The following is a 19,876-nucleotide window of genomic DNA, read 5'->3' as shown; positions in this document are numbered from 1 at the left end:
AAATGTAACAATCTCAATTCAGATTTTGTTTAGATTTCCTGAAAATTAATTGCCAAAATTATAACGAAGTGTAAATCCAGATCGAATGTTTGTTAGAGGAAATGAAGTAGATATAACTGCTTTCGAAAAAGAATGATCATAATAAAATATCGCAGTCAAGTTTTTACTAAAAGCATAATCCGCTGTTATTTTTAAAGACCAAATATTTTGTCCTCCGGCTAATTGATTGTTGTCGTAATCTAAGTAACGTACAATAGTTTGATTATTACGATAAGACAAATCTCCTTTCAAATTAATATCACTTTTTATTATTCCAGTAGGATTATCAGCCAGTCTCGAAGAAAAAATTACATCCTTAAATCGATATCCTAGCCCAACGACATATTCTATTCCTTTTACTTCTGTCAATAAATTATTATCAAAACTCATTGATAAAGCTCTGTCTTTCTTTATTTCGGCAAGTACTTTCATTGAAGTTTTCAATTCAAAATCCATTCTGATAAGTGGACTAAACTGTTCCACTAAATTGATATTGGACATAATCGTTCTGTTGAAAAAATTACCACTTGCATCCACTCCTTCGGGATTTTTGTCATATTCAAAATTGGATCGAAATGCATTAATTGTGTATGACGCTCTATAACCGTGTTGCATGGAAAATCGTTTGAAATTCTTTTTGAAAAAATCATAACGCATCAAACCATTGTATTTAACGGCCCAATTGGGTATTGGAAAATTTCTAAATATCCCAAGAGAAACATCGGCAGCATTAGCCCCAGAATAAGCGGCTAAAAAAGCAGGTAACAAAACTGCCTGATTATTCTTCCCATAACCTAATGGATAACCATCGGCATCAATATTAGCCGGATTATTTACATCTATTCCTCGCTGTGATGCTAATCGATTCGCAACCGTCAGTCTGTTCATTCTAAAATCGTCAAATGCAACGGATGTATTTTCATCACTAACTGAAAATGATGTTTTTATTAAAACTGCCGATATAGAAAAAAGACCGTAACTATATGGAGATCGCGGATTGTATTGTCCATTAGTGACATCATATTGCTCTGAAAAATTTTCAGAGAAAGCTCTGTCCAATGATAAATCAACTTTTAAATCAGGAAACAAATCTACATTTGCTGTAGCTTTAAATAATTTATTGGTTACGTGAGAATAGCTTTGATTAAAATCAGGATAAGAGGTAAGCCATCCATTTTTGGCAGCCTCATATCGTACATCATCTTGACTTCCAAAGATGAATCCTAACGAAGGTCGTGAACTTCCTAAAAACCCAACACCAGGCGTATATCCGGGTAAAATAGTCCCACTATTATAGGTGTAATTCATTTGGATATTTTTAACACTGGTTAAAACTCCTATCAATCCATCAACAAATTCATTGCCTTTAGCGGGTTGTTGAGCATTTGTATTTACAACCTTTTCCCCAGGTTTTGGAATAGTTGCTTTTGGTTTATTCACCGTTTTATTAGTGTTTTTTGACACCCCTATATACTTGTAAAAAGCATCCATATTAAACGTTGCATTCAAGTTGCTAGAATTAGCATTTTGAACCGTATTCCCTAAATTATAATCTGTTCCATCAATTTTAATCTGTGATAATGCATTAGAAGAGCGTTGCCAGCTGTAGTCACCCGTGTAAGAATAATTCGCTTTTATAAAACTAAAAAGCGGGATTTTATTAATAGGCAAGTCATAATTCACTACCAATTGCTGCATATGCTGGTTAGGGTCTCCAATGTCCCAGTAATTATCCCATACTGAAAAACTGTCGATAGGCTCGTTATTTTCGTTCAGATAGCTTTTTATAATATTACTCGATGAAGCCGTGTAATTTAATTTCAACGATTTTGTCAAATTAAAATTAAACCCATATTGATAATTGAACGCAAAATTTCTTCTATACAATGGATCAAGTCCAATACCCTCCACATCAACTTGTCTAAATTGTTGTCGGTTGTATTGTCTGTTGATATTACTATTAAAAGAAATATTGGAAGGCAAATAATTAAAATTAAAATCACTTAACAATTTCCAATAACTACTTTTTTTCATGAACGCTGTTTTCTTAAACGGCTCTACTGATTTTGGCTGAAAGGTAAATCCATAATCAACGGATGAGCTTACATGTTGGTCGATATAATTTTCAATTTCAAAATCATGTCGTTCCACTTCATTAATAGATTGTGAAAAAGTAAAATTTTCCGGATCATAAACATGTTGTTTTTGTTCTGGTCTTCTTTCTTTTCGCACCCCTATAAAGTTGATACTTGTTCGCTTTGTATAATCAGTTGCTCTACTTTTAAGATTTGATCTTTCAGCTTGGTCCGTGGTATTTTCCAACAACTGTTTTAGTTTTATATCTTGGTTAAAAGGATCATAATCCGGCGTTATCATTTCTTCCCCAACCGCATAATTAAAAGGCAAATTAACTCCCCATTTTGGCGGCATTAATTTTCCAAGATTTAAATTGGTAACTATATTGTATTGTTGTGTGTTTTCACGGCTTCTTTCATTTGGTCCTTGTTCCAATGCGCCAAAACCAATAGTACTTTGTTTCCCTGTGGCAGAAACCGTTGCAAAATCAGCAAAATTGGTATCTACATTCAAGACTGATGCCATCCCGCCCTGATTATCCATATCAGCTAAACGCATTTCATTGAACCAAACTTCACCTTTTATATCTTGATGGGTTTCATTACTTTTTACACCAATCATTAAGGTTCGTGCTAAGCCAAAATTAGGATTTCCTTTTATCCCCAACCTTAATTTATTAGGCTTATTGGCTAATCTAGAATCCAATTCATCTTCATTTTGATAATAAATTCCATCCAAAGGAAGTGTACTTTTATCAATACTCATTGCTAAAATCTTCAATTTAGTCAATAAAGCTAATGACAAATCTATTTCATTGTCCTCTGGCCAAACAGCCTCTGCGCTTAATGCGGAACAATTAGAACTGGCTGTAGTGGAAGGAATCGTAACTTTTAAAGGAATTTCTATTTGGTAGAAATTTTGTGTGAAATCATTTCCAAAACGAATGAAACCTACCATTTGATTATCCCTTAGTCCGATTTCATTCGGCAAAGATTCTGCATGTAAAAACATTTTCAGTTTTTTGAACTGACGCATGTCAACACTCACATTTTTAAAAACGGCTCTTGAATCGTCTGGCTCCAATCCGCTTCCAGAAACCCTTAAAGACAACGATTGCTCATTTTGATTGATAACCGTATTATTGTTGTACAATTGTTCCCTCACAACTCCCGGAGGAGTGATGTAATTCACTGGACATCTATCATTATTTTCTTGGACATTGACCGCTAGAACATCCAAATTAGTTTTGTCATCGGCTACATTAGGATCATTAAAATCAAGTGTATTGGTATACCTTCTCCATTCTCCTCTAACCAAATCTAAAGCTCCAAAACGTACCGTTACTTGATTATTAAAACCAGTCATAAACATTCTCATGAAACGTATCGATCTAAAATCGGAAATGTTTCCAATAGTGTTTTCTGGTTGTGAAACGGGAATTTTAAACTGAATCCATCGGGCGTCCGTTACTGATCCATTTGGCAAAGTGACTTGAGTATTTCGAATGTCGGTTATATAATTTTGACCAATGCTCATATTTGGCTTAACATCAACACTATATTCATAATAGGCATTGATGGTATTCATGGTATTATCTCTATTGATATCCTCTACATCCGGAACGGTTGTCGAACCTCTATTAGGATCATTTATATCAACTGCAGAATTTCCATCTACGCCATTATATTTTTTATATCGTTCTAAAACATTTCCTGAAGCATTCAAATAATACGTGTAATCATCTGCCGCTGGATCGGTTTCGGAAGCGTAATTATTGTAAGTCGCTCCTTCTTTGGCGTCACTCAAACCGTCCAAACCTACATCTTGATTTTTACGATTATCCGCATTAGTGTCAAAAGCATAAATTAAAGATTGTGAAGCAGGTACATCTCCCCATACTGATGGTGGGTTTGCCAATATTTGATCTGGACCTAACCCATTTTCATATTGTTTTCTTCCATCTTTAAGAACATCTTCAGAAATTTCACCTAAGTTGAAATAAATTTTCCCTGTATTAGTTTGCGGAATATTCCCACTTCCTACATAAGGATCTAAAACCCAGAATTGAATGTACTCTACATTTCCTTGTTCGAAATTAGTAGAATTCAATGACCTCATGATCCCCCCAAAATTAGTTGTTGGATTTGTATTGTAATTAGAACTATTATTATACGGCCCTCTATCCGAAGGGTAATAACTCAAATCTAACGTATTTACCACTTGAGATTGCCCCTGCGCAATATCGGTTAGAGGATATAATTCTTCGCTAAATATTCTTCTTGTCGAATTAAAAGACAACTCTTCATTTGTAATTCCTGATGGTTTTTGAGTATAAAAAACTGGATCAATCGAGTACCAAGCCATTTTTGCTCTTTTAAAACCATAGCTCAAATCGTTTGCACCAGCATTAAAATCATAATTACTTCGGGCATTTCTTTCTGGTGTCGATGATAAACTCCATGCATAAGGCGAGCGCATATCAATTGTTGATTGTGAACCTTCAAAATCATCTACATAAATAGTAGACTCGCCCTGAAAACGATCTGCTTTTGGCGAATCCGGTTTCAAAAATGCAACTTCACCTCTTATCGAAAGATTCGAAGGAACATCCGTATCTATATTAGGTAATTTATTTACTAAGCGGGTTAATAAAGGTACCTCGGTAGAAAAATTAGTATTGAATCCAAAAATAGTATTATTGACAGACTCTTGACCAAAAGTGGATTTTTGGGTAAATGGTCTTTCTGACATTTTTAAAAAAGTTGCGCCAACTAAAAAATTATCCGAAATTTTATGTTCCACGTTGACACCCATAAACCTTCTGGTTTGCTGTCCAAAAATGGAATTATTTTCCAATGAAACATTAATTGGAGTATTCGATGCTTGAAGCGAAGGATCCAGAATTTGAACTCTACCCAATTGATAATTGACACTATAATCTATTCCTTCCACTAAAATTCTCCCCCCTGCAGTTACTACCACCGAGCCTCTAGGGACATTGAAAGCTCCAATTGGGATTCCGTCACCGCCAGTAGATTTGTATTTCCCTCTTAATAAGAACTTATTTTTCTCGCTATCCTGTAAAGCGCCAGATTGCGTGTTACGATACATGTTTCTAAAAACGTATTTCTTTTGATTTGGATTATAGGTACCAACATCATTATAATTTTCTGCCGAACCGGTATTTGATAATTTAGAAAACAACAATTCTCCAAAAGGTTCTTTAGTTGTAAATATAATTCTCCCGTTTTGAGAATCGATAGTTAAGCCTTGCATAAAATCAAAAAAACCATCACCTCCAGTTTGAGGATCATTGTTGTAATTGAGTTTGTCTAAATTAAACACTTTAAGCAAAGGGGTTTCGGCAACTTTATTTTCTGGTGATGGATTAGGTGGAAAAGGGCTTCCGGGAACTTCTGTAATATAATTTAAAGCCGAAGGATCTGTATAAAGTATATTGAATCTAAAATCCTCTTGCTTTATTTGATAGGCACCTGGGATTTGATAAATATTTTTCATCATCAAATTCCAAACCGGATTTTTCACATTGGTCAAATTACTTTTCAACATTTTCAATATCAAACTTTGGGTAATAATTGCCTGATCCGATTGAGTTGTACCTGTTACAACAGTCGCATCAACACCATCGTTACCAAACTCCCCCACTTGATACACCTTATCCCCAATCGTATATTGATAAGCCACCGCTAAAACTTCATCATTTGCAAGTCGCTGTTGCAACGAAATATATCCTAATTGAGCGTTATACGTGTACTCATTAGAGTTCAGTTTTCGGGCATTTTCCAATTTAGAATAATCCTGACCTTCACTTACCGTTACATTAAAACCGGAGTTAGAGGTAACTATTTCACGTATATTATTGTTCAGCAAACCGCTTCCGGCCAATATTTGTGCAGGATCATAATCATTATTCGAGTTGTCAGAAGGAGAATCGACTGGATTATTAAAAATCCCCGTTGCAGGATCTAAAACTACTACGTCATTATTAGCTAAGCCTGTCAATTGTCCTTCCCCTAAATCCTGAAGTGCAATGATATTTCGTAAATTATTATTAGTAGTCGTGACCCTATTTTGTTTATTGGTTACCCAAACCTCTAACCTAGAAATTTGAACTCTACTGTCAATAAATGGATAATTTTTTAGGGAAGCATCATATTTATTTCTGAAATATTGTGATAGGAAAAAGTGTCTGTCATTGTCATAATCCAAAGCAAAAATATCAAAATCTTGAATTGTACCACCGCCTTGAGCAACTATACTTTTGGTTTGTGATTTCTGTTCAGAAAATACTCCTGTTACAGTAGTTTTACCAAATTGCAACTGTGTTTTTACTCCAAATAAACTTTGAGCACCTCGAATAAGTGAGCTATTTAAAGGCATACTTACATTTCCAACCTCAATTTTTTGAATAATATCATCTTCAGAAGGTGCATATTCTAACTTTATTAAATTTTGAAAAGCAAAAGAGGATTGCGTATCGTAATTAGCATTTACATTGAGTCGCGTTCCTACTTTTCCCATTAAACTCATACTTATCCTTTGATTAAAATCAAAAGAAAGATTTGATCTGTTTCTAGGACTAAAGGAAGGATTATCTTGTTTTGTGTAACGAAGTCCCAAATCCATTTCAACAGATCCGGTTGGTTTCACATCAATAGTGTTACTTCCAAAAATGGATTCAAAAAGCCCTGATTTTACATAATACCTAGGTAGTAAATCTTTTTTTGCTGCTTCGCTACCCCCCTTTTTTCCGTCCATCGCATCCACTTTTTTCTTGAAATAATCACGCATTGATTCTTTCAAGACTAAGTTTTCATACTCTTTTGGCGTTAAAATAATCGGATAATTAATGGAAAACCCATCCACAGAATTAGTGTAAATATAACGATCCGTAACAGGGTCATAGGTATAGGAAGAAAGTATACTTTGAGGATCTTTAAGTTGTACTTTCCCTACAGAAAAGCCAGTTTTAGTTGTGTCTTGGACTTCCTGTTTTACCTGAGCTTGCGATACAAAACCACAAAATAAAACAACCAAAAAAGTACAAATTTTATACATACAATTCGTGTTTTTTAGAACCTTTTATAAGTTTTTTAAAGCTTTTTTGATAATCGATTCTACAGAGGCTTCGGGGTCCTCTTTCACGATTTTTTCAACAATTCTTTCTGAAGTTTTTCGCACAAAACCTAGTACCTCCAAAGCAGATAACGCTTCATCTCGATTTGTATTGCTCTGCGACATTGAAACTTCATCTAAATCGTACAATTTTAACACTTTTTCTTTCAGATCAAGTATTACTCGTTGCGCTGTTTTACTGCCAATTCCTTTTATAGATTGAATAGTGACCACATCTCCCGATGCGATTGCATTCGTAATTTGTTTTGGATCTAAAGAAGACAGCATAGTCCTAGCAATACTAGCCCCAATACCTGAAACTGATAATAGCAATCTAAAAATCTCCCTCTCCGATTTTTCTATAAAACCAAATAAGGTATGTGAATCTTCTTTTATTTGAAGATGTGTAAATAATTTTATAAAGTCCGTATTTGGAAGTAACGAGTAAGTATGTAAAGAAATATTCACATGGTATCCGACACCTCCACAATCTATAATTACTTGTGTTGGTGTCTTTTCTACCAATTTTCCTTGTAAATGTGCTATCATTTTTTATAATATATTGTTACCAAATATAATAAAATTAGCACATTATTTCACTAAACTCCTTTATTTAAATGCAATTATTGACAAAAAGCAACGAAATTATATTTGTTTTTTCTTTTCTTTTTCTTGTGCATCAATCACAGCAATAGCCGCCATGTTTACCATTTCTTCGACACTTGCACCTAATTGAAATATGTGAACTGGTTTTCCCATCCCCAACATAATAGGTCCAATAGAATCTACTTTATTTAATTCTTTCAACAGCTTATAAGTAATATTAGCCGACTCAAGATTTGGAAAAATTAAAGTATTCACTTTTTTTCCTGCTAGTTTAGAAAATGGAAACTTCGCTTTCAACATCTCTGGATTCAAAGCAAAATCAGCTTGAAGTTCTCCATCGATTACCATTTCTGGATGGTTTTTATGCAAATAAGCCACTGCTTCTCTCACTTTTCCTGCGCTTTCATTGGTTGAAGACCCAAAATTAGAGTAAGATATCATCGCAATTACTGGTTCAACTCCAAACATCTTAGCTGTTTTTGCAGTCATTATCGCAATTTTTGCTAAATCATCAGCAGATGGATTAATGTTTATCGCTGTATCCGATAAAAACATTGGCCCACGACTGGTCATCATCATATTTGTAGTGGCAACAAGAGAGGCTCCAGGTGCTTTATCAATAAGTTGCAACATTGGTTTTACCACCGATGGATAACTTCTGGAATGTCCTGTTACTAATGCATCTGCTTCTCCTTCATTAACCATCATGGCCGCAAAATAGTTTCTTTCGCGCATTAACTTTTGAGAATCCAGTAACGAAATCCCTCTTCTTTGTCTGGAGGACCAATATGTTGTGGCAAACCTATTTCTTCTAGACTCTTCTTCTTTCTCTTTTGGATCAATGATTTGAACATCAGCATCAAAACCCAGTTCTTCCTTTAATTCCAAAATAATTTCTTTGTTCCCAAGTAAAATTGGAAAACCAATTCCTTCTTCTAATACAATTTGGGCAGCTTTAAGCACATCTAAATGGTCTGCTTCTGCAAAAACGATTCTTTTGGGATCCGTTTTAGCTCTATTGGTAATCAATCGAACCATTTTGTTATCATTCCCCAATCGATCTAAAAGCTCTTCTTCATACTTTTTCCAATCTGTGATAGGATTTAAAGCAACTCCGGAGTCCATCGCTGCTTTAGCAACAGCCGGAGCAACAATTGTTATCAATCTTGGGTCAAATGGTTTTGGAATAATATATTCTTTTCCAAAAATCAACTTAGTTGCGCCATAAGCAACATTTACTTGTTCTGGAACTGATTCTTTAGCTAATAAAGCAAGCGCTCTCACCGCTGCCATTTTCATTGCTTCATTTATTTTAGTAGCCCGAACGTCTAACGCACCTCTAAAGATATATGGGAATCCAAGAACATTATTTACCTGATTAGGATGATCAGAACGTCCTGTTGCCATAATAACATCTTTACGGGTTGCTATCGCCAAGTTGTAGTCTATTTCCGGGTCTGGATTTGCCATCGCAAAAACGATTGGATTTTCAGCCATACCCAACAACATTTGTGGAGTCATAATATCTCCTGTTGACAATCCTAAAAAAACATCAGCTCCAACTAATGCTTCCTCCAGACTCATTGGCGCGATGTCTTTTGCATATTTTTGTTGTAAATCAGAAAGTGATTTGTTGTCTTTTGTTAAGACTCCTTTACTGTTAAACATCAATATATTTTCGATTTTTACACCCAATAAAACGTACAAATTAGCACAAGCAAGTGCAGCTGAGCCTGCTCCTGAAACCACTAATTTTACATCTTCTGATTTTTTATTTGCTAATTCCAATGCATTCAATAAAGCCGCAGACGATATAATTGCGGTTCCATGTTGGTCATCGTGCATCACCGGAATATTTAATTCTTCAACCAATCGTCTTTCAATTTCAAAAGATTCTGGTGCTTTTATATCTTCCAGATTTATTCCACCAAAAGTTGGCGCAATATTTTTGACTGTTTGGATAAATTCTTCAATATCTTTAGTTCCGATTTCAATGTCGAATACATCTATATCAGCAAAAATTTTAAACAACAAACCCTTCCCTTCCATCACCGGTTTAGATGCTTCAGGACCTATGTCACCAAGCCCTAAAACTGCAGTTCCATTTGTAATTACAGCAACCAGATTTCCTTTTGCTGTATATTTATAAACATTATTTACATCTTTTGCTATTTCCAAACATGGCTCTGCCACACCAGGAGAATAGGCCAAAGACAAATCTCTTTGGGTTGCATATTTCTTAGTGGGAACTACTTGTATTTTTCCTGGAGTCGGCTTCGCGTGGTATAATAATGCCTCTCTTCTTTTGCTATTTTTGTCCATTTTTTAAATTTTATTCTGGGTTACAAAGATAGGTGACTTAGCTTAAAAAGTAAGCAATTATCCTATTCTTTTATAAAAAACAGCTCACGTTTGTAATGTAAAAATTAAAATAGCTGCAATAATTTGCAGCTATTTTAATTTTTAATTTCCTTTGAATTACGACTTACTTCCGCTTATATAAGAATCCAAATGTTGAATAGTTTCCTTTTGAACTTCAATGATTGCTTTTACAACATCCCCTATTGAGATTATCCCTATTACCGCATTATTTTCTAAAACTGGCAGATGTCTAATTCGTCTTGCAGTCATCAAATCCATACAATAATCCAAATTGTCAGATGGCTTTACTGTAAAAACTTCTGTTTCCATTATTTCATTCACATGCGTTTTCTTTGAAGATTTGTCTTTAAGAACAATTTTTCTGGCATAATCTCTTTCAGACAAAACTCCTTTTAACACATCCTCTTCAATTATCAATACTGCTCCAATATTTTTTTCACCCATCACCTTTAAAGCTTCATATACAGTAATAGTGGAAACTATTGAAAAAACTTCCTTTCCTTTCGTGCTTAATATTTGATTTACAGTCATCTTGAATAAATTTATTGATTCATAAAGTTAAAAAAAATAACACACAAAAGACAAATTTATATATTTTTTTTACTGTTAAAATAAATCGTCTGGAGAAGTTAACCTGTTTAGTTCTTGTTTGAAAGTATCATTTAAAATTTGCAAACCATATTGATAGGAAGCATTTACCCAACCAAATCCCTCTTTTGCGATATAATCGAATTCAGTACCTACATTGCCATACTCGGCAAAAACTTTATGGGAACTAATTTCTAAATCAAACTTTTCAGGAATTGTCCCGTTGTATTCTACCGCATTTTTAGTGATAAGCCACAGCCATCTATAGACCATTTCTTGCGCTTTATCGAAAAATTTATAATTAATTAAACCTTCCCACAACAACATTTGATGTGGCGCCCAACCAAAAGGATAATCCCATTGTCTTTGCGGGGCTTCATTATCTCCAAAAGCTTCACTACTTGATTTTGTACTTCCTGTAATTCCTCCACTCTTAATAAATTTAGGCAATGCTATTTCTAAGAGCTTCTTTGCCTGTTCCTCACTGCACAATTTTGCCCATAACGGAAAAAATGTGGTAGCGGCTTCAAATGGAAATTGTTTTTTGTTTAAAAAATCATAATCAAAATACATACTTGCTTTTTCATTCCAGCACAATTCATTGATTTTATCTTTTCTAAATTGGGCTTTTTGCTCCCAATCCTCGGAAGTGTAATTGATATTTCCCGTTTGAAAAGCATTATTGAAATATTCCCTTATCAAATAAGCAATGTCTTTTTCATATTTGTAAAGAAAACTATTTACATCCACCGAATTTAAATTGGCACACGTATTTATAAGTCTATCTGTCGTATCATGACCGCTTTCTCGCAAACTTCTGTCGTGAACAAAATACATATCCAAATCTGCATCAACCAAGGTTCTTTCCAGATATTGTTTTTCAAATTCTCTAGTTGGCAAGTTATACTTTTTAGCATAAGGCGCTAAAACATCATCAAAATGTCCTGGTTCTACTTCAAAAGGCATGCCTACACCTTCCGCTTTATATCGATTCAAACCCGTTTCGGTTAATCGGTTTCCTGGCACCATCCAAACTGTATTGTACTCTAAAATAACCGCTTCCAGATGGCTTTTTAACCATTCATGATTTGGTACTTTTTGTTTTACAATTTCAATTAATAACGAAGAATACAATGGTGGTTGTGTTCTTGTCAGGTAATAACTTCGGTTTGCATTCAGGATTTTTCCGTAATGTATGATTTGATACTTGAAGTTCTCGGCAATAGCCATTGCTTTTTCAAGTTGGTTATCTATTAACAGACCAACACCTATAAAATAGCTATCCCAGCCATACATTTCATTAAATCTTCCGCCTGGAACTACGAAAGGAACTCCTTGCAAACTGTATAATTTTTGTTCTAAAGCCAAAGCTAAAATCCCTGGTTTTGTATTTAAAGTATCCACATATTCCATCGAATAATTTTCGGGCAAAACCGCTACTTTAAAATTCTGAAGTTCTTTCTCCAATCCCTGAAAATAAGCAACTCCTTGTTTGTCTTTCGCAGCAACATAAAGCGTTGGAACTTCATTCGCTGTTTTTTCATCTTGAAGAATCTGAGCTAAACCTTTTTTATCAATCGTACGCGTGAGTTCATTCCAATAATCATCTCTTATTTTTCTTGAAATTCGTTCCACCGGATTTTCCTGAATTCGGTTCAAATCAACTTCACCCATTTCAATTTTACTTTCTTTGAGCAGTGCTAATTCTTGAAGTAAATTCGACAAATGATAGGTTCCTTCAATAGCCTGCTCCAGTTTTGTTTTTTCATCAACTAAAACAAATTTTTTAGGCCCTTCGTCGTCTTTTGTAATTTTTTTATCTTGATCGGTATCTTCTTGAAGCAGCAGTTCATGGAACACCTTGTCTATGTTGAGTAAGAATTTCATTTTAAATTATATGATTTTAATACGATTAATGACTAACGTTTTTAACATGCAAAACTTGAGTATTGTCCGAAGTAAGTTTTTTCAATATAAAGAAAGAAACAAGCAATAAGGACATAGGAATCAAAGTATAATAAAATGCATTTTCAGGACCTTCATTTTTGAATAAGTACCCAATAACTCTAGAACCCAGAGTACCTCCAAGTGCGGAGAAAACAACAATCAATCCAGTCATGGAGCTGTGGAGTTTTTTAGGTAATGCACTTAAAACAACCGAATTCAAAAGTGGATATATTGGTGCTATAAAAAGTCCTACCAACGGAAAAGCAAAACCAATTAATGGAATATCGCTAAGCGAATTGATTTCTTTTACATCCAATCCAACTGTTTTTGGAAGCACAAAAACCACAATTAACATAGCCATCACGATGCAAACGCTAAGCACCCAAATCCAATTTACTTTTTTAGTTATCACACCAGCCAAAAGCCTGCCAATTGCCAATGAAATTGCCAAAATACTTGCCATCATAATACTTATATTCTCTGGGAGATGCAACACTTTACTATTAAAAGTGGGTAGCCAAGACATTATTCCCTGCTCTATCATGACAAATAAGAAAGCACTTATTACAAATACGATCGTTAATAATTTTGCAAATAATTTGAACATTTGTTTGAAGTCGTCCGCTAAATCAACTCCCGGTATTTCAGTTTGATTTTCAAATTTGGCGAAAAATAAAAATCCAAAAGACACCAATGAAATTCCCGCCAATAACCAATATACATTGAGCCAGGCGTCTGGATTCCCTTCCGAATTGAAAGCTGGAAACAAAAAATAAGCTACCGCAATCCCAATCATGAATACTCCTTCTATACTACTCATCAAGCTATTATGTTCCTGTTGATTATCTGTCACGGTTCCAATAAGTGAATATACAGATACTTTTATCAAAGCAAATGAAACACCCACAGTTGCAAAAAGCAATTTCGCGGTGTTAAATGAATTTCCAAAATACATACTCACACAGGCAACAGAAACCAATGCTAATCCAATAAGCATCGCTCTTTTATATCCAATTCTGGGTAAAAAAGAAGCGATCAAAAAAGAAACTATAGCGATAGGCAAATCCTTAAAAGCTTCTAAAATACTCGCTTGCAATTCATCAACACCATAATTTCTTTGGGATTTTAATATTACAATTCCAACACTGTTCAACAGGATGGCAAACACAAAGTAGTTTAGATACATGGCTATTTTTACAGTACTTTTTCTCATTTAGTATATATTTGGTTTTGGTTTTTTGGTTTGAATTGAATTATGATTCGATATTTAAGTAGTCTTTAAAATTAATATTTTCGGGTAATCTCCCCACATTTTGAAGTTTGAGAACTGCTAATTTCTGGGCTATCGTAATGGATTCTTCGAGATTTTTTTGTTCTAATTGCGCATATAAAAATCCCGTCCAAAAAGCGTCTCCAGCACCAGTGGTATCTTTTATATCCTCGACTGGCAAAGCTTTTTGATAAAACATACCAAAATCAGTATTCGACAAGACAACTCCGTCCTTTCCTTTTGTCAAACAAATAGTTGCCGCACCTAATCCATGAAAATATTCAAAAATAAAATCTTCTGTTTTTGATTCCGCAAAAAGTCGGTAACAATCGTCCTCGCTTAATTTCACCAAAGGATTTGTAGCTAGATAATCCTTCAAAACATCTTTTGCCTCTTCTCTATCTGGCCATATTCTTTCCGAAAAATTGATATCGATGCTCGTTTGTAATCCTAACTCTTTTGCTTTTTTAGCACTTTCTAGAATAGTTGTTCGGGCTGGATTTTTGCTTAATGCAAAACAAGTTGTGTGAAATATTTTAGCACTTCCCAGTAATTCATCTGTAATTTGGCTTTTTGCAATCTGATAATCCGCTTCTCGATATGGAATAAAATCTGGAGTTCCAGAAGATTTGGAAACAAGAATAATAGAAGTTGGAACACCCTCTAGTTTATTAACTTGAGTAGTAATCACATTATTCTCTTTTAATTTTCGAACAATATACTCGCCCAAACCATCCTGCCCGCAAGTAGCAATTAAAGCTGATTTCAAGCCTAATCTTGAAGCATTCACAGCCACATTAGTAGGTGAACCACCCAGAAAACGATGGTAATCCTTTGTTCTATTAATTGATGTATTTACTTCATGACCTATAAAATCAATCAGTACTTCGCCAACACATAGTATATCTATTGTTTTTTCCACTTTACACTAAAAATTTAAAGTTAGCATTGATACTCTGATGCAACATCACTGTTGCAGCTGCGCTCCATGCACAAAAAGGAACGCCGTTCGGTGCTTTGGTTTCGCTGTTAAAATTTTCATAGAAACTAAAATCCTCCACAGCATTGGCCTTATTTATGGCATTTAATAATCGTGAAGCTTCATCATTTTTTTCTTTAGCAAGTAATGCCAATCCAAAAAAACCATTGACCATCGGCCAGCTTCCTCCATTATGAAACTCATTAGGGTAATTCCTGAATTCGTATTTACAATTATTTTTAAGTAAGTTCCAGTCTAAATCACTCTCTTTTATTGGGGGCCAAAAAGCGGGTAACAGTTGTAAAGGCATTCCATCTTTGAGTGCCAATGAATATTCTAAAACAACATTTTGAAAATCTTCAGAACCAATGTTTAAATACAAAGCCAAAGAATTTGCAAAAGCATCAAACTGCGTTTTGTATCCTGCCGGCGAAAATGAACAGGGCATGTATTTTTGAATATTTACTTCATGGTATGCTCGTTCATGGTATTTTTCACCAACTGAATTCGGAGTAAAATTGATTTCAAGTTGTTCTATTATTGCTTTGATTTTGTCTGTAATTAAATCGTCATGCGCAAAATGATTGTAACTTTTTAAAGCCCAAATCCGAAGCAATTGATCGTATAAAACATAACCATCCGTAATATATTCATCCGCCCAATTTCCTGAAAGAGGCACATACAAAAGTCCTCTATTATTGAATTCCCAAGCTTCTAAGAGCGCAAAACATTTTTCAATTTCAGTATCGTATTTTGCCACGAAAGCGATATCTTTTGTGTAATAGGCATATTGACAAATCCCAATTACGAACCAAGTCACCGCATCAACTCTTCCTGCCAATCCGCCATAACTAACTTCCACTTGGTCGCCATTTGTCATTACATTAGAAGGAATCGTTCCGTTATGATGTTGGTTATTAGCTAATGTTTCTAATGTTTTACGGAATGTTTCAATTAATTTTTCATCGCCGGAAGCCAAAGCTGCCAATCCACAAATCACACCATCGCGAGCCCAGACTCTTTTATAATTGGAAATATTTTGGGCACTCGCAAGAAAACCTTCGCTTGAAGATACTTTCTGGAGCAGCTCAATGGCTTTTGTATAACTCAAATCACTATTCATATTATTGTGGTGAAACTTTTTTACTTTTAATCAAAAGGGTGCAAAAAGCACCGATGAGTACTAATACGCCCGCAAAACTGATTGCTTGACGGGGATCGTTATCTAAGAAATTCTTTAAAATATAACCAAATGATAGGTTTTGGATAATCATTGGGATAACAATCATCATATTAATAATACCCATGTAAACGCCATACCTTTCTTTAGGAATCTCAGAAACCACCATTAAATATGGAATTCCCATCATACTTGCCCAAGCAATTCCGTAGCCAATAACCACTGCAAAAAACACGTATTGATTATGTACAATTGGAAAAACCAAAAAAGAAACAGCTCCAAATAAAAGACAGACAAAATGAATCATTTTCGCACCATGTTTTTTGGCTAATTTTGCCAAATAAAAGGCAATTGAAAAAGTAACTATAAACCCAAAAGCACCGATCAATCCGTTCCACTCAACCGCTTTTTCGTAGCCTACTGCATTCATCGGGGTTACATTCCAAACGGACAAAGCAATACTTTTTGAATTATTTTGCCAATAACACATCATAGCATACCACTGAAATAAATAAACCAAAAACAGTTGCCACATAACCGTTGGCATCTCTAGAACCGCTTTATAAATATCAATAAATGGTGAAAAAATATTTAATGGCTCAGCTTTTAAAATTGCCAATTCTGCTTCTGTTGGCGGAATCTCTTTTGTCTTGCTCATACTCCACAAAATGGAAGACACTGAAAGTACCGCTCCTAGAAAAAAGGACGCATAGATCCAAGTGGGCAAGGATCCAGTGTAACCAACGAAAACAATTGGAAATAGAAAAAGAGAAATATAGGCCAAAAACTGCCCGAAACCGGTAAAAAAACTTTGCGCCTGAAAGCCTACAGGCTGCTGGTCTTCGTTTAATGTATCGGCAATAAAAGCACGATAAGGCTCCATTGCGGTATTGTTACCAACATCCAGAATCCAAAGCAAACCAGCCGCCATCCACAATGAACTGCTAAATGGAAATAGAAATAAAGCGATACTACAAACTATAGCTCCAATAAAAAAATAAGGTTTCCGCCTTCCCCATCTTGGATGCCAAGTTTTATCACTCATTGCTCCAATTATAGGTTGAATCAATAAACCAGTTAAAGGTCCTGCAAGATTTAGTATCGGAATTTGATCTGGACTTGCATGTAAAAAATCATAGATAGGATTTACAGCACTTTGTTGCAAGCCAAAGCTGTATTGTATGCCAAAAAAACCAACATTCATATTGATTATCTGCCAAAAACTCAATTTTAATTTCAAATTCATTCGGGTTCTTTACTTGGTTGGTTGGTTAGATATTTTTATTAAATTTAATTTTAAAAACATCAATTCAATTACTAAATAAATAAAAAACGTTTTCGGTATAACCGAAAACGTTTTCGAAATGTTAAAATCCTTTAAAAATTAATCTTTATTTTGAAGCGAAAGGAATGATGATTTGCGTTTCCCATTCCAATTCATTTCCTCCATTGAAAGGATTTGCAAGAAAATGCTCTAAAGGTTTATTTTCTAATTTATAATCGTGTTTTTTGGCATAATCTAACAAAGCAAACCACGCTCGGTCAGAAGTTCTGAAGTTTCCAAAATAAGAAGCCTTTAATCCTTTAATAGCAGGGATTGTTTTGAATTTTACTTTTTCATTTGGAATAAATTTTGTGTTTTTGGCAATCGGAAAACAATAATTAAAACTGACGGTTTCTTTATCTAGATTCCAACTTTCGATTTCTAAGTACGGTGTTCCTACTATTTTAATTTTATTAGTTTCTATAAATTCTGTAATTATGTTGTCATTCATAATCATTGTTTGTGCTTTTTCCTGCAAAACACTTTTAAGTTTTATATAGGCAACAAATGTTTCTTCAGAACTTCCTTCTCCATCAATTTTTACTTTGAAGAATTTAATGTGATCATTTAACCCATTTTTAAATTCTGTTATTTTTTGGATTTGATCTAATTTAAACTCCGTGCTAAAAAAAGGAGCTGTAATTCTATTGTAAATACTGTTGTTGAAATCCTTTATTCCAACACGTACGGAAGTTACCGAATCATTTATGGATTTCATATCCCAAGTATATTCCATACGCATATTCTCTTTTTCCATTTCTTGCTTAATGAAATCAAAATTTCTCTTTTCCAAAGTGGTATAATTTTCTTTTTGATTTGCTAATCTTAATGCAGACCAATCCTGTACACCTTGAAAAACCGTTCCCGTCGCAGTATTAACCTTAAATGATATGAAATAATCACTTTTTTTTATGAATAAATACCAAAATAAAACTATTGAAAACAAAACACTAAGTAGTACTGCAATTTTTTTTCTATCAGTCATTTATTTGGTCATTTTTATTTTGGTAACAATGAAAGTACCTAAATTACTTCCTTGAGTTATTCCATTTAATATAGCTGCCTTATAGTGGATTCCACCATAAAGCCTACTCATAGCTGCTTCTTTTGCTGCGTCATTAAACGATTTAAAATTCCTGATTGGTAATCCATATGGCAATTCCGTATCATCCAAATAAGCAAAATTATCCCCAAAAATAGAAGTTAATATTGCTGCAGAACAAGCCGAAGCAACAGAGTGACCACTACAATATTCTGGGAATGGAGGTGTTTGTAATAATGGTTTCCAATTTTCATCAATATTTTGATTTATTACAGTTTCAGGTCTTACAACGTTACTGCGATATTTCTCTTCCCAACAGCTTATGAAAGCATCAAAAAGTCCCACTGAAGTTTTAGTGTAAGCATAAACTGTTTTTTCAAAATCGGAATTCGATTTCTTACAGGCTATTTTTACAATCCCCATCCAATGACCTCCCGGAGTTATTTTCTTTTTGGCAAACATCATGTGTCCTTGATTAACTGTAACATAAGGATTACAATCCCAGAATTGCGCCATTTTCATTTCCTCAGAAGAGTCCCCTTTTTTTATCATTTGCTGACTTATGTCGTACACTTCTTGTACTTGTTTGAAAAAAGGAGAATTCTTATTTACCGAAAAAGTTAGTGCAGGTATTGGTTTAAACTGTGAAGCAGAGTCCAAAGCCATCGTCCTGATTTCTCCCCAATGCGGTTCTATCGCATCCATATAAGCAGGAGGCGTAGGTTGCCATCTCCCTGGTTGATTCGTATAAACTGAAAATTTTGGCATTGTTCGAGTTTCTTTATAATTGTCTTTCCCCATCCATTTTTTGATGCGCTCAGCTACTTTTAGGCCATATTCTTTAGAAACTTCAAATTCTTTTTGGTTTTCATTTCCCCATTTCTGGTACAAACTGTCCCTGAACTTCTCCACTAATTCTTCAGAAAAAACTAATGCCTTACTTACTTCCATATGTGCCACAAGTGCAGCCACGTTTTTATTAACACCACTTTTCGGGTCTAAAACCGGTATCGAATCTAATCCATTCAATTGCTTTTGAAGCGAAGAATATTTATTACTGTTTTGAGCAATTACTTCAAAAGCAGCAATATTAGGATAAGCATAAATCCTGCTGGCCACCGGTGGAGAAAAAATATCGTGAATCAGAATTTGAGTAACATTATCAATAGAAGCACCATAATCATCAGGGCTCACAATAATAGTGGATTCCTTTTTACAGGAAACAAAAAGAAAAATTATTGCTGTTAAGGTTATATATTTAAATTTCATGTTTTTCAATTTAATGTTTTAATTTTTCTAAATTTTGA

Annotated in this window: 11 protein-coding genes; all 11 read right to left on the bottom strand. The window is 34.4% G+C overall.

From position 1 onward, the window contains the following. Positions 1-45: 45 nt before the first annotated feature. Complete coding sequence (gene sprA, locus H4V97_RS11905; RefSeq protein WP_209549826.1) at positions 46-7,194, bottom strand: cell surface protein SprA; 7,149 nt, start codon at positions 7,192-7,194, stop codon at positions 46-48. 24 nt (positions 7,195-7,218) lie between these two features. Beyond that, positions 7,219-7,800: a Holliday junction branch migration protein RuvA gene (gene ruvA, locus H4V97_RS11900; protein WP_196849967.1), complete on the bottom strand. Its 582-nt coding sequence runs from the start codon at positions 7,798-7,800 to the stop codon at positions 7,219-7,221. Positions 7,801-7,896: 96 nt separating this feature from the next. After that, a complete protein-coding gene (locus H4V97_RS11895; protein WP_209549825.1) occupies positions 7,897-10,179 on the bottom strand; it encodes an NADP-dependent malic enzyme in 2,283 nt (760 codons plus the stop codon). Positions 10,180-10,335: 156 nt separating this feature from the next. Beyond that, positions 10,336-10,770, bottom strand: a complete 435-nt coding sequence (locus tag H4V97_RS11890) for a CBS domain-containing protein (RefSeq protein ID WP_196849969.1) — start codon at positions 10,768-10,770, stop codon at positions 10,336-10,338. 75 nt (positions 10,771-10,845) lie between these two features. Next, positions 10,846-12,714 carry a trehalase family glycosidase gene (locus H4V97_RS11885; RefSeq protein WP_209549824.1) on the bottom strand — a complete coding sequence of 623 codons (1,869 nt, stop codon included), beginning with the start codon at positions 12,712-12,714 and terminating at the stop codon, positions 10,846-10,848. A 25-nt stretch (positions 12,715-12,739) separates the two neighbouring features. Next, entirely contained in the window at positions 12,740-13,987 is a 1,248-nt protein-coding gene (locus H4V97_RS11880) for an MFS transporter (protein ID WP_209549823.1), read from the bottom strand. A 40-nt stretch (positions 13,988-14,027) separates the two neighbouring features. Next, complete coding sequence (locus tag H4V97_RS11875) at positions 14,028-14,966, bottom strand: carbohydrate kinase family protein (RefSeq protein ID WP_209549822.1); 939 nt, start codon at positions 14,964-14,966, stop codon at positions 14,028-14,030. Between the two features lies 1 nt (position 14,967). Then, positions 14,968-16,146 (bottom strand): glycoside hydrolase 100 family protein, encoded by a 1,179-nt coding sequence (locus tag H4V97_RS11870; protein WP_209549821.1) that lies wholly within the window; start codon positions 16,144-16,146, stop codon positions 14,968-14,970. Position 16,147: 1 nt separating this feature from the next. After that, positions 16,148-17,449 (bottom strand): MFS transporter, encoded by a 1,302-nt coding sequence (locus H4V97_RS11865; RefSeq protein ID WP_209549820.1) that lies wholly within the window; start codon positions 17,447-17,449, stop codon positions 16,148-16,150. 145 nt (positions 17,450-17,594) lie between these two features. After that, positions 17,595-18,512 (bottom strand): GyrI-like domain-containing protein, encoded by a 918-nt coding sequence (locus tag H4V97_RS11860; protein ID WP_209549819.1) that lies wholly within the window; start codon positions 18,510-18,512, stop codon positions 17,595-17,597. Next, positions 18,513-19,838, bottom strand: coding sequence for a vanadium-dependent haloperoxidase (locus tag H4V97_RS11855; RefSeq protein ID WP_209549818.1), 1,326 nt, complete (start codon positions 19,836-19,838; stop codon positions 18,513-18,515). Between the last annotated feature and the right edge of the window lie 38 nt (positions 19,839-19,876).

It is taken from the genome of Flavobacterium sp. CG_23.5 (genome assembly GCF_017875765.1).
Lineage (GTDB): Bacteria > Bacteroidota > Bacteroidia > Flavobacteriales > Flavobacteriaceae > Flavobacterium.
Note: the sequence above shows the minus strand (reverse complement) of the source record. Positions and strands in the feature narration are given on the sequence as shown.